The sequence below is a fragment of the Aquicoccus sp. SU-CL01552 genome (assembly GCF_040365005.1).
Classification (GTDB): Bacteria; Pseudomonadota; Alphaproteobacteria; order Rhodobacterales; family Rhodobacteraceae; genus Antarcticimicrobium.
Genome location: NZ_BAABWV010000009.1, coordinates 85,367 through 104,815 on the forward strand (window position 1 = coordinate 85,367; position 19,449 = coordinate 104,815).

General features: G+C 60.0%; 19 protein-coding genes and 1 tRNA gene. 12 read left to right on the plus strand and 8 right to left on the minus strand.

Annotation, left to right across the window (positions count from 1 at the left end):
- Positions 1-3 precede the first annotated feature (3 nt).
- Positions 4-772 (plus strand): IS5 family transposase gene (locus ABWV23_RS11845; protein ID WP_353347931.1). Its coding sequence is split into 2 segments (ribosomal slippage): positions 4-326 and positions 325-772, totalling 771 coding nucleotides; the frame shifts between segments, so codons are not numbered across the junction.
- 86 nt (positions 773-858) lie between these two features.
- Here ABWV23_RS11845 and ABWV23_RS11850 read toward each other — a convergent pair.
- The 6 genes from ABWV23_RS11850 to ABWV23_RS11875 all read right to left on the minus strand — a co-directional run bounded on the left by ABWV23_RS11850 (position 859) and on the right by ABWV23_RS11875 (position 4,465).
- Positions 859-1,662, minus strand: coding sequence for a metallophosphoesterase (locus tag ABWV23_RS11850; protein WP_353347933.1), 804 nt, complete (start codon positions 1,660-1,662; stop codon positions 859-861).
- A 122-nt stretch (positions 1,663-1,784) separates the two neighbouring features.
- A complete protein-coding gene (locus tag ABWV23_RS11855) occupies positions 1,785-2,873 on the minus strand; it encodes a hypothetical protein (RefSeq protein ID WP_353347935.1) in 1,089 nt (362 codons plus the stop codon).
- A gap of 272 nt (positions 2,874-3,145) precedes the next feature.
- Entirely contained in the window at positions 3,146-3,643 is a 498-nt protein-coding gene (locus ABWV23_RS11860) for a hypothetical protein (RefSeq protein ID WP_353347937.1), read from the minus strand.
- On the minus strand, positions 3,640-3,798 hold the full coding sequence (locus ABWV23_RS11865) for a hypothetical protein (protein WP_353347939.1): 159 nt from the start codon (positions 3,796-3,798) through the stop codon (positions 3,640-3,642). Before ABWV23_RS11865 ends, ABWV23_RS11860 begins: the two co-directional genes overlap by 4 nt.
- On the minus strand, positions 3,795-4,208 hold the full coding sequence (locus tag ABWV23_RS11870) for a hypothetical protein (RefSeq protein WP_353347941.1): 414 nt from the start codon (positions 4,206-4,208) through the stop codon (positions 3,795-3,797). The genes ABWV23_RS11865 and ABWV23_RS11870 overlap by 4 nt, the downstream gene beginning before the upstream one ends.
- Positions 4,196-4,465, minus strand: a complete 270-nt coding sequence (locus tag ABWV23_RS11875) for a hypothetical protein (protein ID WP_353347943.1) — start codon at positions 4,463-4,465, stop codon at positions 4,196-4,198. Before ABWV23_RS11875 ends, ABWV23_RS11870 begins: the two co-directional genes overlap by 13 nt.
- 95 nt (positions 4,466-4,560) lie before the next feature.
- On the opposite strand from ABWV23_RS11875, the gene ABWV23_RS11880 reads away from it, so the two are divergent.
- From ABWV23_RS11880 to ABWV23_RS11910, 7 genes are all read left to right on the plus strand, one after another.
- Positions 4,561-4,785, plus strand: a complete 225-nt coding sequence (locus ABWV23_RS11880) for a helix-turn-helix domain-containing protein (RefSeq protein WP_353347945.1) — start codon at positions 4,561-4,563, stop codon at positions 4,783-4,785.
- Between the two features lie 173 nt (positions 4,786-4,958).
- Positions 4,959-5,168 carry a helix-turn-helix domain-containing protein gene (locus ABWV23_RS11885; RefSeq protein ID WP_353347947.1) on the plus strand — a complete coding sequence of 70 codons (210 nt, stop codon included), beginning with the start codon at positions 4,959-4,961 and terminating at the stop codon, positions 5,166-5,168.
- A gap of 46 nt (positions 5,169-5,214) precedes the next feature.
- Complete coding sequence (locus tag ABWV23_RS11890) at positions 5,215-10,170, plus strand: DEAD/DEAH box helicase (RefSeq protein WP_353347949.1); 4,956 nt, start codon at positions 5,215-5,217, stop codon at positions 10,168-10,170.
- 80 nt (positions 10,171-10,250) lie between these two features.
- Positions 10,251-11,912: an AIPR family protein gene (locus ABWV23_RS11895; protein WP_353347951.1), complete on the plus strand. Its 1,662-nt coding sequence runs from the start codon at positions 10,251-10,253 to the stop codon at positions 11,910-11,912.
- 335 nt (positions 11,913-12,247) lie between these two features.
- On the plus strand, positions 12,248-12,448 hold the full coding sequence (locus ABWV23_RS11900) for a hypothetical protein (RefSeq protein WP_353347953.1): 201 nt from the start codon (positions 12,248-12,250) through the stop codon (positions 12,446-12,448).
- 1 nt (position 12,449) lies between these two features.
- Positions 12,450-12,653, plus strand: coding sequence for a hypothetical protein (locus ABWV23_RS11905; RefSeq protein WP_353347955.1), 204 nt, complete (start codon positions 12,450-12,452; stop codon positions 12,651-12,653).
- On the plus strand, positions 12,650-13,747 hold the full coding sequence (locus tag ABWV23_RS11910; protein ID WP_353347957.1) for a site-specific integrase: 1,098 nt from the start codon (positions 12,650-12,652) through the stop codon (positions 13,745-13,747). The genes ABWV23_RS11905 and ABWV23_RS11910 overlap by 4 nt, the downstream gene beginning before the upstream one ends.
- Before the next feature lie 8 nt (positions 13,748-13,755).
- On the opposite strand, the gene ABWV23_RS11915 is transcribed toward ABWV23_RS11910, so the two are convergent.
- Together ABWV23_RS11915 and ABWV23_RS11920 are read right to left on the minus strand one after the other, a co-directional pair.
- Positions 13,756-13,839, minus strand: a tRNA-Leu gene (locus ABWV23_RS11915).
- 84 nt (positions 13,840-13,923) lie between these two features.
- Positions 13,924-15,453: an NAD(P)H-hydrate dehydratase gene (locus ABWV23_RS11920; protein ID WP_353347959.1), complete on the minus strand. Its 1,530-nt coding sequence runs from the start codon at positions 15,451-15,453 to the stop codon at positions 13,924-13,926.
- Between the two features lie 177 nt (positions 15,454-15,630).
- On the opposite strand from ABWV23_RS11920, the gene ABWV23_RS11925 reads away from it, so the two are divergent.
- From ABWV23_RS11925 to ABWV23_RS11940, 4 genes are all read left to right on the plus strand, one after another.
- Positions 15,631-15,969: a P-II family nitrogen regulator gene (locus ABWV23_RS11925; protein ID WP_353347961.1), complete on the plus strand. Its 339-nt coding sequence runs from the start codon at positions 15,631-15,633 to the stop codon at positions 15,967-15,969.
- Positions 15,970-16,015: 46 nt separating this feature from the next.
- Entirely contained in the window at positions 16,016-17,422 is a 1,407-nt protein-coding gene (gene glnA, locus ABWV23_RS11930; protein ID WP_353347963.1) for a type I glutamate--ammonia ligase, read from the plus strand.
- Between the two features lie 143 nt (positions 17,423-17,565).
- Entirely contained in the window at positions 17,566-18,366 is an 801-nt protein-coding gene (locus ABWV23_RS11935; protein ID WP_353347965.1) for a lytic murein transglycosylase, read from the plus strand.
- Between the two features lie 195 nt (positions 18,367-18,561).
- Complete coding sequence (locus tag ABWV23_RS11940; RefSeq protein WP_353347967.1) at positions 18,562-19,449, plus strand: hypothetical protein; 888 nt, start codon at positions 18,562-18,564, stop codon at positions 19,447-19,449.

Below are 19,449 nucleotides of genomic sequence, written 5' to 3' on the forward strand. Positions count from 1 at the left end.
CAAATGGCGCGATCAGACATGAGCGATCTTGAATGGGAATTCATCAAGGCGGTCTTGCCCAATAAGACAAGAGGCAAAAAGCGTGTTGATGACCGCCGCGTGATCAACGGCATTTTTTACGTCCTGCGCACCGGCATCCCTTGGGCTGATCTACCAGAGCAATACGGACCACCGACCACGGTCTACAACCGCTTCAACCGTTGGAGCTATGCAGGCCACTGGGACCGGATCATGGAGGCCATCGCCGACGCGAATAACGTGGACATGGTGATGGTTGATGGAACCAGCGTGCGCGCACATCATTCTGCCACTACGCTCAAAAAAAGACCCGCGCCGCTGTTTAGGTCGCTCACGAGGCGGATTAGGGACGAAAATACATGCACTTACCAATCAGGACGGGCTGCCGATCCGGTATGAATTGACGCCCGGCCAAGCCCATGACGCGCCACCGTGCAAAACGCTCCTGGACAACCTGCAACCTGGCCAACATGTGCTGGCGGACAAGGCATATGACGCAGACTGGATCAGGGACATGATCTGGGAACAAGGGGCAATCGACGTGATCCCTCCCAAGGCCAACCGCAAGCTCCCCGCCGAATTCGACGCAGAAACCTACCGGGAGCGCAACAAGATCGAGCGCTTCTTTGGAAGGCTGAAAGCCTCGTTCCGCCGTATAGCAACCCGATACGAAAAGACGTCACGCAACTTCCTATCGATGATCAAGCTGGCATCCGTCAGACTGTGGATCGAGTTTTATGAGTCGGCTGCCTAGCTTTGTGTCATTTCCAAGAAGATCAGCGGGTTATGTTTGGTCACAGCCCAATAGTGCTATAGCACTATCGCCCTATCCCGCCACGCTCAGACCTCCAGCACAAAGGCCGGATCGAACTCGACCTCCTCGCCCGGATATCCCCGCTGGTTCGTGACGAAGCGGATCGGGCCGTGGTCACCTTCGACGGTCCGGCTCTCCCCCTCGTGGCTGTGGCCCCAAATCCATGTGTCGATGTTGAAGCCCCGGATCTCGTCCCAGAGGTCGCAGGCAAACCCGTTGTTCATCGCACGCTTCTCATTGCCCCCGATGGTGCGCCACGGGGCGATCAGCGCGCGTAGAGGCAGGTGGTGGGTCATGACGACGGTTGGGCCTTCATATGGCGCGCGCAGGGCAGCGAGGATCGCAGCCTTGTCCTGCGCATGACGTTCCAGCATGTCGTCGATGGTAAAACGGGTATCGGGCGCGGTGCGAATGGCTCGGTAGTCCTGCATGTAGGCCGAGACCATGATCCGCGCGAGTTCGTCGAACTCGGGGTAGAGTTGCAGATCCGTCCAGAGCGTCGCACCGATGATGCGCACGCCCGCGATCTCGGTCATGGCTCCATGACGCACGCGGATATTGAGGCCTTCGGCGCGCAGTTCGGCAAGCTGGCGCTCCTCCTCGATCAACAGTTCCGCCCGGACCGAGCCATAGGGTTCATGATTGCCCCAGATCACGACGACCGGGCAGCCATATTTGCGTGCCGCCCGCGCGGGGATATCCAGATGCCGCCCCCGCGTGTGCGTATCGCCCGCGATCAGAACCCCGTCCACCGGCGCGGACAGGTCAGGCAGGTCGAAGCCGCCCCAGAATTCGTCATGCAGATCGCTCCAGATCAGAAACCGCGCCATGGGGCACCTCCGCAGTGTGATAGGGCGATAGTGCCATCACGCCCATGCAAGCCCACAAAGGGGCTTGGGCCGCGAACCAACCCGACTGGTTAGTCAAGAGGTCAAGACAACAACCCAAGCAGCTATTCTTCCAGAATTATCTCTGAGCGAAAAATGTTGCCAATCGTCATAGATGCAGAGCCTTCGCTGCCCTTGCTTACGCTCTTCCCCAGCTCAGATACCCAATCGGCGCCGGATTCTGACAAAAGGCCCACTATGCTCGGATCTGATTGCATTTCGTCGATGGCTTCCTTTCGAAGCCCTTGCCTCAAAATCACGCGGTAGGCGGGCTTGAAGTTCACGATCACTGGTCTGGGCAGCATGAACTGCCTTTCGCGGCCAACATAGTTTTCTGCGAACTCAACCGTGCGCTCTCGGCTTCCAAGCTCGTCGCGGGCACGTTTGTCGCGTAGTCTGGTTGTTCCCTCATCATCCGAGAGCCCCGTGGTTGCACGGCGTTCCTCAAAGAAAATATCATCATGCGGCGAGGCCATCGTTTCCGCCGCGACTTCATAGCCTGCTTGGCGCAAGGCCTTAGAAACGACGCACCTCGCCGCAGCATCATCCGCAAGCGCCATGTCCGTCTCGAGAACCCGAAACGGCTTTTCTGGTTCCGGGTCGATGATGGTTAGGCGGCTTGGCTCGCCGTCAGGGACCCCAATCTGAAGTCCGCTGACGAGGCGCTGTCCGGTGTGTCCGGCGGGGAAGACGATGGAGCGTTTCTGGGCAATGCCTCCCGTAGGCGGCGGGCCTGCATTCCCCAGCTGTCCGGCGCTGTAGCCCGAGCCCGACTGCGTTCCTTTGCACTCGATCACATGCCATACGCCACTGGCATCCCGCGCCACAAAGTCCGGGGTTTTGTTCGGGCCGCGCTTGGCCGTTCTTCGTTGTGTTGCCCCCAATCTCGGTGCCAGGAACTCAACGAAATATCGTCCATCTACTATTCGATCCAAATCAAAGCGTTCGCTCAGCCATAGGAGAGGCGCGCCCATACCGAAGTCGTCGCTCAGGATTGTTTTCTGGTGGGCGTCAAGTTCCGAAAAGCTGCTCGTGAGCCTGAGGTCCGGATCCGGCGTGATTGCCGACAAGTACCTCACCCATGCCCAAAACTCGCTCAGGGAGACGCCTGTGGACGTTGTGGGCGTGGTCAAATACCCGATCATGAGCAGCATTGCCGGAAAGTTCATATCCCACGTCGCAGCCCCGCTGTGAAAGGCGCTTGGAAATGCGGGATGATTTCCCGGCGGTGGCCAAGAGGCTGCTTCAACGTCAACGATCAGGTTCCTATTCACAGGCTTCCCTCAGAAATGACTTATTTCAACGGCTTAAATGCTGTCCGTGACTGTGTATTATCTAAGTTTAGTCTGTCGCAACGACTTTCAGATCAACCTTGGAGCGAAAGTGTGGCGTTATAGCACTATCGCACCATATCACCAGCGCGCACCTAGCGTAGATATGCCCTGATCGCATCCAGTGCCTTGGCTGATCCCGCAAGGCTGAACCTGTGCGCCCGCCCGCCGAAGCTGACCTCGACCCATTCCGCCGCGCGGATGTTGCTTACGAACAGCGCAGTCGCGCCCATGCCTGCGGCTGAATAGTTGTCGAACAGAACCTCACCGCCGCGCGCCTCGAAGTCCAGTGCCTCGCCGTTCGAGAACGTGATCTGCACCCGTTCCCGCGCCGCAGGAACCTGCCCGCCCAGCGTCACTTTCACCGCGCAATTGTCGAAGGTGCAGGCCCCGTCCGGCCCCAGCCCGTTAACTTCGTCCGAGCGGATGATCCAGATTTCGTCGCCTATCTTGCGGCGGGGGCTGACGTCGCCCTTGGCGTTGGTGAAGGTCCAGAATTCGGCCCCGCCTTCCAGCGATGCCTCGAAATACCAGCCCCCGGCCATGACGGGGCTGGCCAGCGCGATCAGCCCTGCGGTGAACAATGCTTTCATTTCTTCAAATCCTCTGCGGGAATATCGACACCCGCATCGGCCAGCGCGCGGGCTATGAGCTGGCTCATCGACAGGCCGCGTTTGATCGCCTCCAGCCGCAGGGCCTTGTGGCCCTCGGCACTGATGTAGAACGAGGTATGTTTCAGCTCGCTCATGCGGCGGCCTCGCGGCGCAGGGCGGCGAAACTGCGCAGCGCCATGGTCAGGCCTTCGAAGCTCATCGCGTGATCGGTGAACACGGTGTTGCCCGCCGTGACGCGAAGATCATAGCCGCCGCGCGCACCCACGCGGATGTCAAACCGCGCACCCGTTTCCGGCGCGTGCAGGCGGCGCGGGCTGTTCCAGAACAGTTCTTCGTCGGCGGGGACCAGATCGGCCACCAGCCCCAGCTGCGCATCGAGCAGGATATCCAGAACGATGTCCAGCACCTCGGCGGCGCGTTCCTGATCCTCAATCGTCGCGTCGGTCTGGGTCTGTGTCACCCATTGCGGCGCGGTGAACTGGACGAGAAAGGCCCGCAAACGGCGCTGCACGCCGTCAGGATCGTGAAGGCTCAGCGATACCATTTTTCGCGTCCCTCCGATGCGACAAAAATCCCGGCGGCGATGGCGAAGGGGATGGCGGCAAGGCCAGCCAGCAGCATGAAGCCAATGACGTCGCCTGTGACAAGAAAACCAAGCCCGACGACGAGCGGCAGCAGACCAATCGCGGCCACGACGCCCGCCCGCATTTTCAGATCGCGCCCGGTGAACCCTGCGCCCATAACGCCCTTCTTTGCGCCGCAGGACGGGCAAACCCGCGCCTCTTCGTGGATATCGGTCATGCAGTGGGGGCATTGGGGCATGGGTACTCTCCAACTCGTCGAATGTATGTTAAAACAGGTAGAGTTAAAAGCGTCAAAGCACAATAGCATTGTGCATGAAAACGACGCCCAAGAGCCCCCTGCGAGACATCGTTGCGCGCAACATGCGCAAGCTGCGCGCCGAGCGTGGCTGGTCGCAGGAATTTCTGGCGAATGAGACCGGTTTGAACCGCACCTATCTCAGCGCGGTTGAGCGCTCGGAACAGAACATCTCGATCGACAACCTGTATCGGGTAGCCGAGGGGTTCGGCGTTGAGGCTTGGACGCTGCTGAAGCCTTAAGGCCAGCCATCCTGTGCGAACGTGCGTCATCATGATCAAGTGCCTTGGTGCTTAAACACCAGAATACATAACCCAAAATGGGATAATTCTCAAGCGGGATTATCCGAATTCCGGATTTATTCGGAGTTCAAAACATGGGAAGAACCCTACGCAGTCCGGGGCATCAGGCCCTCATGGCTGCTTTGAAACAGGCGCGGTTGGACGCTGGTCTGACACAGACTGAATTAGCAGATCGCCTCGAACGGCCTCAGTCTTTCGTCGCGAAATACGAGAATGGCGAGCGGAAGGTGGAGGTCGTCGAATTCGTCCAGATCGTGACAGCCATCGGCTGTGATGGCCAAGTGATCCTCGATGCCGTAACGCGGGCTGAGGCCAGAGGCTGACACAATCACTGGTGGATTCCGATTGTCGTGCCCGCTAGAAATATGAGTGGTAGGAGGAGAATCCTGCTCACAAAAACACTTTGAGGCAAACGAGCAGATGTCGTTACAGGATTTGTTGAATTCATACCGGAGCGCCGCGCGCACCGAGCGCGACAAGGGAACCTACTTTGAGCGCTTGGCGGTCGCATTTCTTGCGCATGATCCGGTTCAGGTCGAGCAGTATTCTGACGTCAAACCTTACGCCCAGTGGGCGCTCGAAAATGGCTGGGATGGCCGTGATACAGGTATCGACCTTGTAGCGAAACTTCGTGACGAAGACGGTTTTGCAGCGATCCAATGCAAGTTTTACAACGCGAATTATCGCATCCGCAAAGAGGACATCGACAGCTTCATCTCTGCCTCCGGCAAGGATCCATTCAAACGCCGCGTTATCATCGACACCACAGAGAAGCCTTGGAGCGAAAATGCCGAGGCGATGCTTCGTGGCCAGAACATCCCGACAATTCGCATTGGGTTGAATGATCTTCAGGAAAGTCCGATCCTTTGGGAACGCTTCGGCGATCAGGGGACTGTCGTTCTGGCCGACAAAAAGCGCTTGCGTCCCCATCAGGAAGAAGCGCTACGCGATGTTCGCTTCGGGCTGGCGGATGCCGATCGGGGCAAGCTGATCATGGCCTGCGGGACAGGCAAGACCTTCACCAGCCTTAAGATCGCAGAAGATCTGGCCGGTGCCGGTAAGCAGGTTCTTTTCCTCGTGCCTTCCTTGGCCTTGATGGCGCAGACCGTTCGGGAATGGACGGCGGATACCGAAACGCCGCTTCGATCCTATGCTGTTTGCTCGGATACACAGGTCGGCAAGCGGCGTGTCGGAGCCGATGATATTGCCGAAATCGACGTTCTTGATCTTGCGTTCCCCGCGACGACTGATCCGCGCAAACTTGCCGAGGGTGTCCTCCATCCCGCATCTGACAAGATGACGGTTGTCTTTGCGACCTATCAGTCGATTCAGGTCATCGCAGACGCCCAACGTGATCACGGGCTTCCTGAGTTTGATCTCATCGTTTGCGACGAGGCACATCGAACAACCGGCGTGACGCTGGTGGGCGAGGACGATTCCAACTTCGTCAAGGTCCATGACAACCGCGTTATTCAGGGCAAGAAGCGCCTCTATATGACCGCTACACCGCGGATTTTCGGGGAGAATGCCAAGTCCAAAGCGGATGATGTCGGGGCTGAACTCTGCTCGATGGACCGCACCGATCTGTTCGGGGAAACGCTGTTCTATCGCGGGTTCTCGTGGGCGGTGCAAAACAACCTGCTGACCGATTACAAGGTCATCGTGCTGGCCATGGACGAACAACTGGTTTCGGACAGCGTGCAAAAGCGCCTGAACGATGGCGGCAGTGAACTGCGCCTCGATGACGCCACCAAGATCGTGGGGTGCTACAAGGCGTTGACCAAGGCTGATTTGCAGGCCGATGTGTCCACCGATCCCCACCCGATGCGCCGCGCCTTGGCCTTCTGCAAGGACATCAAGAGCTCGAAGCTGATCGAGACCGAATTCTCAGCCGTGGTCGATGAATTTCTGGGGAACGATCCGGTGCTGGATGACGACCCGGACGATGACAGCCTGCGCTGCGAGATCGAGCATGTGGATGGCACCTTCAACGCCAAAGAGCGCGGGCGCTTGCTCGATTGGCTCAAGGCCGATGCCCCGGACCATACCTGCCGGATACTGACCAACGCGCGCTGCCTGTCCGAAGGCGTGGATGTGCCCGCGCTCGATGCGATCATGTTCCTCCATCCGCGCAAGAGCCAGATCGACGTGGTGCAATCGGTCGGGCGCGTGATGCGTCGGGCTGAGGGCAAGAAGATGGGCTATGTCATCCTGCCAGTGGGTGTGCCCGCCGGTATCCCGCCCGAACAGGCGCTGGCCGATAACGACAAATACCGCGTTGTCTGGCAAATCCTGAACGCCCTGCGCGCCCACGACGAAGACGGAATGGGTGCGACGATCAACCAAGCCTCGCTGGGCCAAGACATCAGCCATAAGGTCGAGATCGTCGGCATCACCGCCAACCACCCGGAGCTGGCCGCCGTCACCGCCGTGGTCGATGATCTGCCAACCCGTGCGCAGCCTGCCAGCGCCAGCATTGGCACACCTGGGCGCGATCCCGTCACGACAGGGCCGGTGCAGGCCGAGATGGTCTTTTCCGTCGATGAGTTTTCGCGCGCGATCATGGCGAAGATCGTCAAGAAATGCGGAACGCGCGACTATTGGGAAGACTGGGCGGGCAACATTGCCGAAATCGCCAGCAACCACATTGTCAGGCTGAAAAGCCTGCTGGACGCGCCAGACACCCGCGCGCGCGAAGCCTTCGACGCCTTCCTTGAAGAGCTGCAAGACGATCTGAACGAAACCGTCACCCGCGAAGACGCGATTGAGATGCTGGCCCAGCACATCATCACGCGCCCTGTCTTCCAGACCCTGTTCGAGGGTCACCAGTTCACGTCAGAGAACCCTGTTTCCCGCGCCATGCAGCGGGTTCTGGATGTCTTGGACGAGGCCAATCTGGACAAGGAATCCGAAGACCTCGACAAATTCTACGCCGATGTTCAGCGCCGCGCCAAAGGCATCACCGATCCTGCGGCCAAGCAGAACCTGATCAAGGAGCTTTACGAGAAGTTCTTCAAAAAGGCCTTCCCGCGCACCACGGACAAGTTCGGCATCGTCTACACCCCGCCCGAGATCGTCGATTTCATCATCCATTCGGTCAACGATGTGCTGCAAACCGAATTCGGCCAGACGCTCGGGTCCGAAGGCGTGCATATCATGGACCCCTTCACCGGCACGGGCACCTTCATCACGCGGCTCTTGCAATCGGGCCTGATCGCGCCCGAGGAGATGGAGCACAAGTTCCGCCACGAGATCCATGCCAATGAAATCGTGCTGCTGGCCTATTACATCGCCGCGATCAACATCGAAGCGGTCTATCACGGGCTTCAGGGCGGGGACTATGTGCCGTTCGAGGGCATCTGCCTGACCGACACTTTCCAGATGTATGAAAGCGATGATCTGATCTCGCATTACATGCCCGACAACTCGGAGCGGCGCAAACGGCAGAAGGCGACCGATATCCGTGTGATCCTTGGCAACCCGCCCTATTCCAAAGGGCAGGACAGCGCCAATGACGACAATGCCAATGTGGACTACCCCACGCTGGATGGCCGCATCCGCGACACCTATGCCGCGCTGACCGAGGCGCAGAACAAGAACGGTCTATACAACAGCTACTTGCGCGCTTTCCGCTGGGCCAGTGACCGGATCGGCGATGATGGTGGTGTCGTGGCCTTTGTGACCAATGGCGGGTGGCTGGACGGGAACGCCACAACCGGCGTGCGCAAGAGCTTTGCCAACGAATTTTCGGACCTCTACATCTTCAATTTGCGGGGGGATGCGCATCTGACGGGCGAACGCCGCCGCAAGGAAAAGGGCAATGTCTTTGGAGCGGGCACCCGCACCCCTGTTGCGATTTCTGTTCTGGTCCGCAATCCCGAGGCCGCGCATCGCGGTCGCATCCATTACCGCGACATTGGCGACTACCTTGAAGAAAAGGAAAAGCTGACGATCATCCGCGACTTCGGATCAACGCGCGGCATTGCCGAGGCCGATGGCTGGACCCAGATCGAGCCCGACGAACACGGGGACTGGTTGAACCAGCGGGATGCGTCTTTCGATCAGTTCATCAAGATCGGGGACAAGAAGGACAAGACCGCTGAAACGCTGTTCGAGACATATTCCGCAGGGGTGAAAACCCAGCGGGATGCGTGGTGCTATAACCGGTCTCGTGCCGATCTGGAGCGCAACATCGGGGCAATGATCGACACCTACAACGATGAACTGGCCAAGGCACGGCAAGCGCAGGATGCAGGCCAGCCAGCGCCGAAACTATTGGGCGATCCGAGGCAGGTAAGCTGGACGCGGGCGCTTTTGGCGGATCATGGCCGTGGCAAACCCTTGTCGATCGAGGACGGCCAGTTTGTGCCGTCGATCTATCGTCCGTTCGGGAAGGAGTGGTTGTATTTCAGCCGCCGCCTGAACGAGATGGTTTATCAGATCCCGCGCCTGTTTCCCGATGCCGACAGTCCCAACCGCGTGATCGCCATGTCGAGCCCCGGCGCGCGCGGATCGGTTTCGGCGCTGATGACGGATTGCATCCCAAGCCTTCACGCCGCCGATATGAGCGGTTCGCAATGCTTCCCGCTCTACATCTACGACGATGCCGACACGGGCGCGGATGACCTGTTCTCGGGTGCGGATCAGGCCGCCCGTCGTGATGGCATCACCGACGCGGGCCTGCGCCATTTCCAAGCGGCCTATCCGAGCCAGCAGATCACGCGCGAGGACATCTTCTATTACACCTATGGCTTGCTGCATTCTGAGGACTATCGCGCCCGCTACGCAGATAACCTGACCAAGGAACTGCCCCGCATCCCCTGCGTGAAAAAGATCGAGGATTTCCGCGCCTTTGCGCAGGCGGGCCGCGATCTGGCCGATCTGCATGTAGGTTACGAGACGGTCGAGCCCTATCCTGTCACCTTCAAGCAGGGCCATCCGGACACATGGGTCATCGACGACCCGCAGGCCTTCTACCGCGTCACCAAGATGAAATTCGCGGGCAAGCGCCCGAACCTTGATAAATCGACGGTGATCTACAACGCCAACATCACCATGCAGGATATCCCGCTGGCGGCCTATGACTATGTCGTCAACGGCAAGCCCGCGCTGGAATGGGTGATGGAACGGCAGGCGGAGCTGAAGGACAGCTACAACCCCAAGACCAAGAAGGGCAGCGACATCGTCAACGACGCCAACCGCTACGCCAATGAGACCGTCGGCAACCCCGCCTATCCGCTGGAATTGTTCCAGCGCGTGATCACGGTGAGCCTGCGGACGATGGAGATCGTGCGGGGGCTGCCGAAGCTGGATATTGATGGATGACTTGGGGGCCTTACAGATTTTATTGGGCCGGGAGACGCCGTTTTAGGGGGTGAGGATACGCCATGAAGCCGATTTCAAAGATGGATTGGGACATCATCGACGCGAGGGTGTCGACGACCTGCGAGAAACATCAGTTTCCCAAGAAAACGGTGGGATTCCTTGCGATCGTTTTAGGCCAGATTTTTCCCGGCCATGATGATCAGTTGCAGGAGATTATCACCGATGGCCCCGATGATCGCGGGATCGACGCCGTTCATATCATTGAAAGCGAAAGCAGCGCCGAGGTTTTTCTGTTCCAGTCGAAGTATCGGGAAAGCCAAAGCACTTGCCACAAGACAATCAATGACACTGAAATTCTGAAAGTTTCCCTTTTCCTTAACGAGTTGTTCGAGAAATCAGAAGGTTTGGCGAGCAGCGGGAACTTTCGGCTTCAGGAAGCTGTTCGACGAATTTGGGAACTCCACGACAAGGGCAAGATCTGCCGCTACAAGGCGATCTTCTGTTCGAATGGCGAGGGCTTCTCGACCTCTGCCTTGGGCATCATCGAGAGCATAAAGGCGTCACATTCATCTGTTTCGTTTGAGTTCTACGGCGGCCAGAGCGTCATTCAGGCCATGGCAGGCGAAGGTCGGGCGCGCGAAGATGGCCAATTGCAGGTCATTGGCCGAGAAATTCTGGAGCGATCTGACGGTGATGTCAGAGGGGCGATTGCGTCAATTGATGCAATGTCCTTTGTCGAACTGATTACCGAGGACGATGGCGAAACTATCAAACGCCACCTGTTTGATGACAATCTGCGCGTGTTCCTCGGGGCCAAGGGGGGCTTCAATCAGGCCATTATTTCGACAGCGACCTCGAACGACAGCTACCTGTTTTGGTATCTGAACAACGGCGTCACGATTACCTGCAAGAGCTTTTCCTACAACAAAGGGCATACCAACCCGAAATTGGTCTTCAAAGACTTCCAGATCGTTAACGGTGCACAAACCTCGCACTCACTGGTTGAGGCTGCGCGGACCGATCCCGAGGCGCTGTCTGATGTTGTCGTAATGGTGCGCATGTATGCAACCGATCGGTCAGATATCGCGGAAAGGGTGGCTGTTGCGACCAACAGTCAGGCACGGATTCAAAGCCGTGATCTCATGTCGAACCATGAAATTCTGAAAAAGCTGGAGCTTGCGTTCAAAGAGAAGGGCTATTTCTTCGAGCGCAAGAAGAATATGCACTCTGACCGGCCAGACGATAAGAGGATCGACGCCCTGAAGTTGGGGCAGATCATCTTGTCGTTTGATCTCAGAGAACCTGATCGGGCCAAGACTGAATCAGACTCGATTTTCGATGCCCGCTTCCATCAGATATTTGGCAGCCGCCAGAACATCGATGAACTGATCAAACTCTATCGGATTTACGGGATCATCGAAGAGCTTCGCGACGCCTACCAAGCAAAATTCGGATCTTCGCCCGAAAGCGGGCACGAGCATCAGTACCTCGTCTATGGGCAGTGGTTTATTCTCTTCGCGTGCAAGCTTCTCCATGTGAAGTCTCAAAAGGCCGAGTTGCCTGAGGGAGACGCCGCGCTTGATCTGGTAGAGGAGGCCATTCGACGTGTTGCGGCAGCTTGCAGCCAGCAGAAAGCAGTTGCTCATTACCAGATGTTCAGAAGCCCGAGAACCAAAGAACGCATTCTTGGTGAGATCAGCGCAAAGCAGACAGATTTCTTTGATCTCTTGGCTGTTTCGTAGGTGGACTTCGTGTAGCTTGGCTTCGGCTAGAAGTTACTGAATTTCGGTGGCGCAAAGCCATTGTTCAGATGATTTCTTGCGGTTTTCTACCCTTGAATGAAAGTTTAACGGTTTCGTATAAATATATGACAACGCTATAAAAATTCAATAATATCTTGATCTTAATCCGAGCCCGCGCTATCAAGCGTTCAGGCACTATTACATCTTGGGTAGTGAGGGGCTTGCCCCTCTAAAAGCGATCAATTCTTGTGTAGTGAGAGCGTTGCTCTCAGCCATCCATCAAAACGTTTAGCGAAAACCGGTGCCTCTCCAGTAATTATATGGGCGGGCGAGCTATGCTTGATCGAAACACCTTGCAGCAGACATCTATCTATCTGCCGAAACATCTCCACGCCGCGCTGCGGATGCACTCTCTGAGCGAGAGCGCAACCATGTCAGAGCTGATTATCAGGGCTCTGGAGGGGCCGTGGAACCTGAGCGACAGCGAATTTGCGACGATCCTGCTCGAACGCGCAGCCAAGGCGCGGGGAGCATGACATGGCCAAACTCGAAAGGCTCGCCGTAGAGGCGAAAGGCGCGGCGGGGATGTTGTCGCTGACCGCGCAGGAATTCCTGTTTCTCGTTGAGCAAGGCGCGCTTCCGCCGCCGATCCGGCTTGGAAAGCACACCCTTTGGGTGGTGGCCGAGATCGAAGCCGTCCTGACGGGCAGCAAGATCGAGCCGGAGGCGTTTGTCGTATGAAGCGCCCCAATCTCCCTTATCTCGAATTCAAGACCGTCAAGGGCAGAGCCTACATCTATTTTCGCAAGGGCAAGTTCCGGGAGCGGCTGCCTGACGACCCTGATACCGAGGAATTCGCCCTGAAATACTGGGCCATTCGCAACGGCAAGAGCAAGCGGATCGTCAAGACGACGTGGGAAGCACTGATCGTCAGCTACTATTCCTGTGCAGAATTCAAAGAACTGGCTGCGGACACGAAGAAGAACTATCGTCGTCACTGCGAAGATATCCGAGAAAAGAACGGCTCCAAGGATGTGCGGCACTTCAAGCGGGCCGATGCACTACGTGTGCGGGATGAGCTGAAAGACACTTGGTCAAAGGCCAATGAGCGGATCGCTGTGCTGTCGATCCTCATGCAGCGCGCCATGGATCTTGAGTGGGTTGACCGCAATCCAGTGGCGAATATCCGCAAGCTCAAGGGCGGATCTTACCAAGCGTGGCCTGCGGACAAGCTGGAAGCGTATGAGCGGCACTGTGAAGAGCATGGCCTGTCGGTCGCTCGGACAATCTATGAGCTTGCGATCGGCACGGGCCAGCGGCTCGGGGATTGCGTGGCGATGAAGTGGGACGATTTCGACGGCGAGTATATGTCGGTCGTTCAGCAAAAGACGGGCGCGAAGATCGACGTTTACTGCCCCGCGCGGTTGCAAGCCTATCTCGCATCACTCCCACGGCGCGGAAAGCACATTCTTGCCAAAACCGCCACCGAGCCGCTTGGCAAGCGGCAGGTGCAGAAGGCCGTAGAGGACGTGCGCGAAGCGATTGGTGTCAAGGACGGGGATGGCAGGCTGGTGCCCCACGGATGGCGCTACACGGCGGCCAAGGAGATGGCCGATGCCGGTGTCGATATCCGCGACATTCAGGCGGTCACAGGGCACAAGACCCTTGAGATGGCTCAGAAATATGCTTCGGGCGCGGATCAGAAAAAGGCGTCGAAACGGGCGCAACAGAAGCGGGAACGAAACAGCGACAAACCGCGAAAGTGCGAAACAAATTGCGAAACTTCACCGGGGTCACAAGATCAAACAAAGGAGAAACCAGAGAATGTTCAATGATTTCAATATGGTGCGGGTGAAGGGACTCGAACCCCCACGCCAAAGGCGCCAGAACCTAAATCTGGTGCGTCTACCAATTCCGCCACACCCGCACGCGGCGCGGCAGCGGCCGCGCGTTCCGTGCCTCATAGCAAAGCTCGCAAAACGATGCGAGGGGAAATCGTCCCCGCGTGGCTCTAGCCTTGCAGCGCCCGGAACACCCCGGGCAGCGCCTCGGGCAGGTCCTCGGCGATCAGCCCGGGGCCGAAACTTCGAGCGGCCTCCTGGTGCAACCAGGCGGCCGTCGTGGCCGCCTCGATCGGGTCGAATCCGCGCGCCAGAAGCCCGGCGATGAGACCGGCCAGCACATCGCCGGACCCCGCCGTGGCCAACCAGGGCGCGGCCCGCCCATAGGCCGCCGCGCAGAGGCGACAACGCCCGTCAGGGGCCGCGATGACGGTATCCGGCCCCTTGAACAGGACCACGCAACCGGCCCGTTCGGCAGCGGCGCGCGTGGCGTCCACCTTGGAATAGGCGGGGCCTCTCTCGGGCCGGGCGGAGAGCCTTTCGGCGATGTCCGGGAACAGCCGCGCGAATTCGCCCCCGTGTGGCGTCAGCACGCAATTTTCGTGCAGCATGGCGAACAGCACCGCCGAATCCTCGGCCAACCCCGTGAGCGCATCGGCATCGAGAACCACCGCGCGCCCCGCCCCCAGCGCCACCGGCACCAGGTCCCGCGCCCGGTCAAGGCCCAGCCCCGGCCCGAGGCACAGGGCATTGACCCGGTGATCGGCCAGCACCTCGGCCAGGGCCGCGCCATCCGCCACGCGGCGCAGCATCAGCGCGGTGATCTGGCAGGCGACCTCCTGTTGCGCGGCCGGGGGCACCCCCATCGTCACCAGCCCGGCCCCGACCCGCAGCGCCCCGCGCGCCGCCAGCCGCGCCGCGCCGGTCCGGCCCGCGCCACCCGACAGGACCAGCGCGTGCCCGTGGCCGTACTTGTGCCCGCTTCGATGCTTGGCCAGAGTGGTCGGGTCAGGCGCCGCCAGCGTCAGTTGCGCGCGCCCCTCGCCCGCTGCCGACAGACCGATGTCCTTGATCCGCAGGTTCCCGCAATGCTCCGGCCCCTCGGCTAGGTAATGCCCCGGCCGCGCCCGATGAAAGGTGACGGTGAGCCCGGCACGCACCGTCGCTTCCGCCAAGGGCCGGCCGCTGTCCATGCACAGGCCCGCCGGCGCATCCACCGCCACCAGCCGCGCCGGCGTATCGCCGCGCCCGGACAGCCGCGCGATCGGCTCCAGGATCTCTGCCGCCGGAGCGCGGGTCAGCCCGGCGCCGAACACCGCCTCGACGATCAGATCGGCATCGCACCCCGCCACGTCCTGCGCCGCCCAGCGGCGGACGCCCCCCAGCGCACGCCAGCGGTCGTGGTTCGCCCGCGCATCGGGGGGCAGTTTCTCCGGATCGCCGTAGAGAAACACCTCGACGCCCCACCCCCGGTCATGCAGCAGCCGCGCGATCACGAAGCCGTCGCCGCCGTTGTTGCCCGGGCCGCACAGGACACAGGCGCGGCCCGGCGCGCGGGCCATCCCGGGCCAGTGCTCCAACACCGCCTCGACCACGCCGCGCCCCGCCTGCTCCATCAACGCCAGGCCGGAAACCGCCCCGGAGGAGATCGCCGCGGTTTCAACCGCCCGCATCTGCGCGGCTGTCAGAAGCTCGCTCATTTCACCGCGCACCCCGCCCTTCATTCACACTCTGCTCATTTTTTGTGCGTAACGCCCAAACCTTGACCTCGCCACCGGATTCCACGACCCCGACAGGGGGCGCGATCCGGTATCCGATTGTGGCACTTATTTAGAAATGATCTGACCCCTCGGGACAAGGTTGCGAGGAGACCGTCGATGAAAAAGATCGAAGCGATAATCAAACCGTTCAAATTGGACGAGGTCAAAGAGGCGCTCCAGGATGTCGGCGTTCAGGGTCTGAGCGTGATCGAGGTCAAGGGGTTCGGGCGCCAGAAGGGCCATACCGAACTCTATCGCGGCGCCGAATATGTCGTCGACTTCCTGCCCAAGGTGAAGATCGAGGTGGTGCTGGACGACGACCAGGTCGACGGGGCCATCGACGCCATCGTCGCGGCAGCCAAGACCGACAAGATCGGCGACGGCAAGATCTTTGTCAGCACGGTCGAGCAGGCCATCCGCATCCGGACCGGTGAGACCGGCTCGGACGCGCTGTAACCCACACCGAAACAAGACCGAATCCCTAAGAAAAGGACATTGCAGAATGAGCAAGGATGCAGTTCTCAAGCTGATCAAGGACGAAGAAGCGGAATACGTCGACATCCGTTTCACCGACCCGCGCGGCAAGTTGCAGCACGTGACCGTCATGGCCGACCAGGTCGATGAGGACTTCCTCGAGGAAGGCTTCATGTTCGACGGCTCCTCGATTGCCGGCTGGAAATCGATCGAAGCCTCGGACATGAAACTGATGCCCGACACCGAAAGTGCCTATGCCGATCCGTTCTACGCCGAAAAGACCATCTGCATTCACTGCTCGGTGGTCGAGCCCGACACCGGCGAACCCTATGAGCGCGACCCGCGCGGGACCGCCGAAAAGGCCGAGGCCTATCTGAAGTCCTCGGGCATCGGCGACGTTGCCTACATGGGTCCCGAGGCCGAGTTCTTCCTGTTCGACGACGTGCGCTTCTCCAACTCGATCAACAAGGTCTCCTACGAGGTCGACGCGACCGACGCCTCGTGGAACACTGACACCGAGTACGAGATGGGCAACATGGGCCATCGCGCCGGCGTCAAGGGCGGCTATTTCCCGGTGAACCCGGTGGACGAGGCGCAAGACCTGCGTTCGGAAATGCTCTCGACCATGAAACGTCTGGGCATGAAGGTCGACAAGCACCACCACGAGGTGGCCTCGTGCCAGCATGAGCTGGGCCTGATCTTCGACAGCCTGACCAAACAGGCCGACGAGCTGCAGAAGTACAAGTACGTGATCCACAACGTGGCCCACGCCTATGGCAAGTCGGCAACCTTCATGCCCAAGCCGATCGCCGGCGACAACGGCACCGGCATGCACGTGAACATGTCGATCTGGAAGGACGGCAAGCCGCTGTTTGCGGGCGACAAATACGCCGACCTGTCGGACGAGGCACTGTGGTTCATCGGTGGCGTTCTCAAGCACGCCAAGACGCTGAACGCCTTCACCAACCCCTCGACCAACAGCTACAAGCGCCTGATCCCGGGCTTCGAAGCCCCCGTTCTGCGTGCCTACTCGGCCCGCAACCGCTCGGGCTGCGTTCGGATCCCGTGGACCGAAAGCCCGAAAGCCAAGCGCGTCGAGGCCCGCTTCCCCGATCCCAGTGCCAACCCCTACCTGTGCTTCGCGGCGCTTCTGATGGCCGGCCTGGACGGCATCAAGAACAAGATCGACCCGGGCGAGGCAATGGACAAGAACCTCTACGACCTGCCCGCCGAGGAACTGGCCGACATCCCCACCGTCTGCGGCTCGCTGCGCGAGGCGCTCGAGGCGCTGGCATCCGACCACGACTTCCTGCTGCAGGGCGACGTTTTCACCAAGGACCAGATCGAGGGCTATATCGCGCTCAAGATGGAAGAGGTGGAAACCTACGAACACACCCCGCACCCGGTCGAATACGGCATGTACTACAGCTGCTGATACCGGCTCAGCGAGCAAGATCCGAAGGGCGCCCTGGCGGGCGCCCTTCTTCCGTTTGGACCACGGCGCGCATTTCCCGTTGCCTTGGCGCCCCGGCGCGGGCAGGCTGGCGTCATTGATCCACAATCACGATTACCCATCCCATGCCCCGTTTCATTCACATCCTGTTCGCCGCCGCGCTTGTCCTTGCCCCCCTGCCGAGCCTCGCCGCCCCCTGCGGCAACACCGGCGCAGGATTTGCCGCCTGGCAACGCGATTTCGCCGATGAGGCCCGCCGCGAAGGCGTCGGGTCCCGCGGACTTCAGGCGCTGGCCCGGGCGCAATACGCCACCCGCACCATTGCCGCCGACCGAAACCAGAAAAGCTTTCGCTACAGCCTCGAGAAATTCATGCAGGTGCGCGGGGCGAACACGATCGTGGCGCAGGGCCGCAAGCGCAAGACGCGCCACCCGGAGTTCTACGCCGCGCTCGAACGCCGCTTCGGCGTGCCAGCGGGAATCCTGCTTGCGCTGCACGGGATGGAAACCGCCTTTGGCGGCTTCATGGGCGACAGTCCCGTGGTCTCGGCGATCACCACCTTGGCCTATGACTGCCGCCGCGCCGACTTTTTCCGACCCCATGCCATCGCGGCGCTGAAACTGGTCGATCAGGGCACCATCACCGGCGCCACGCTGGGCGCTCGGCATGGCGAGCTGGGCCATACCCAGTTCCTGCCCGGAAACGCGCTGACCTATGGCGTGGACGCCAACGGTGACGGCCGCGTCGATTTCTACGACATGTCCGACGCGCTGGCCTCGACCGCCAATTTCCTGCGCCAGAAGGGGTGGAAACCGGGCCGCGGCTATCAACCGGGCGAGCCGAATTTCGCGGTGATCCGGCAATGGAACGCGGCCAGCGTTTACCAGCAGGCCATCGCGATCATGGCCGCCCGGATCGACGGCTGACGTCCCCCCGCCCGCGCAGCGCCGCATTCCCGCCTCATTTCCCGAGCGAGCCGCCGGAAACAAGTGGTTTTTCGAGGTTGTTTCCGCCTGCCTCCCCTGCCCCTGCCCCGGAGTTAATCCGTTTTCGACACATTTTTTCCCCGATGCCTGACTAGCGTTAACCAAATCAAGGCACGTCAACGGAGGGCCCGCACGGTGTCACAGGACCGCAGGTATCACGGTGGACTGGTTTATCTGGGTACAACCGAAAACGCGATCGAACGGTTCAGCCGGGTCGTGACCGGCGCGTTGCAGGATTATGGTCACCTGATCGAGCGTCACAGCGTGCTCAACCCCGAGCAGGCCCGTGTCGTCACCAGCCAGTACGTCGTCAAGCTGGCACTGGACCCGGCCCCCTATTCCGGTCGCATCGTCGCGCATGAACACATGTGCGACCAGTCGAAGAAACCGATGCACCGGCTGGAAATCACCGTTCTGCCGATCACACCGGGGCAGGAAGACCGCGACATCACCGAATTGATGATGGTGGTGATGCTCTATCGCATGGTCGACGCCTGCCCGGTGCAGCAGATCGAGTGGATGGATCCCGAAACCATCCTCTCCGTGTCCAAGTTCCTTGGCGCGTTTTCCAGCGTTTCGCCCCGCCGCGTGCACAGCCGTCAAAGCCTTCTCGGGCCAAAGGCGCATCGCTTTGCCCCGGTCGAGGACATGGCTTCGGACCTGTCGCTCCAGGCGGACACCATCGAGGCCGATTACGAGATCGAGATGGAGGATGGCCTTGTCCAGATCGGCACGGAGGAATCGCTTTCCCTGCTGTTCCGTGACGACGAAGAGGTCGGCATGGTCGACATCACCACCCCCGAAGAGGCCGCCGAGAACGACATCCGCCGTCTTGCTGCCTGGGGGATGACCGGGATGCTGGTGTTCCTCTCGGCCCCGGTGGCCGCCGCGATGGCCGCGGTCAACCTGGTCAAGGGCGAGGATTTCCGACTCAACACCCATGTGCTGGCGCTGACCGGGTTCATCGTCTCGATCAGCAGCTCCGGCTTCCTGGCTTCGGCGGTCTCTGCCCTGCCCTTGTGA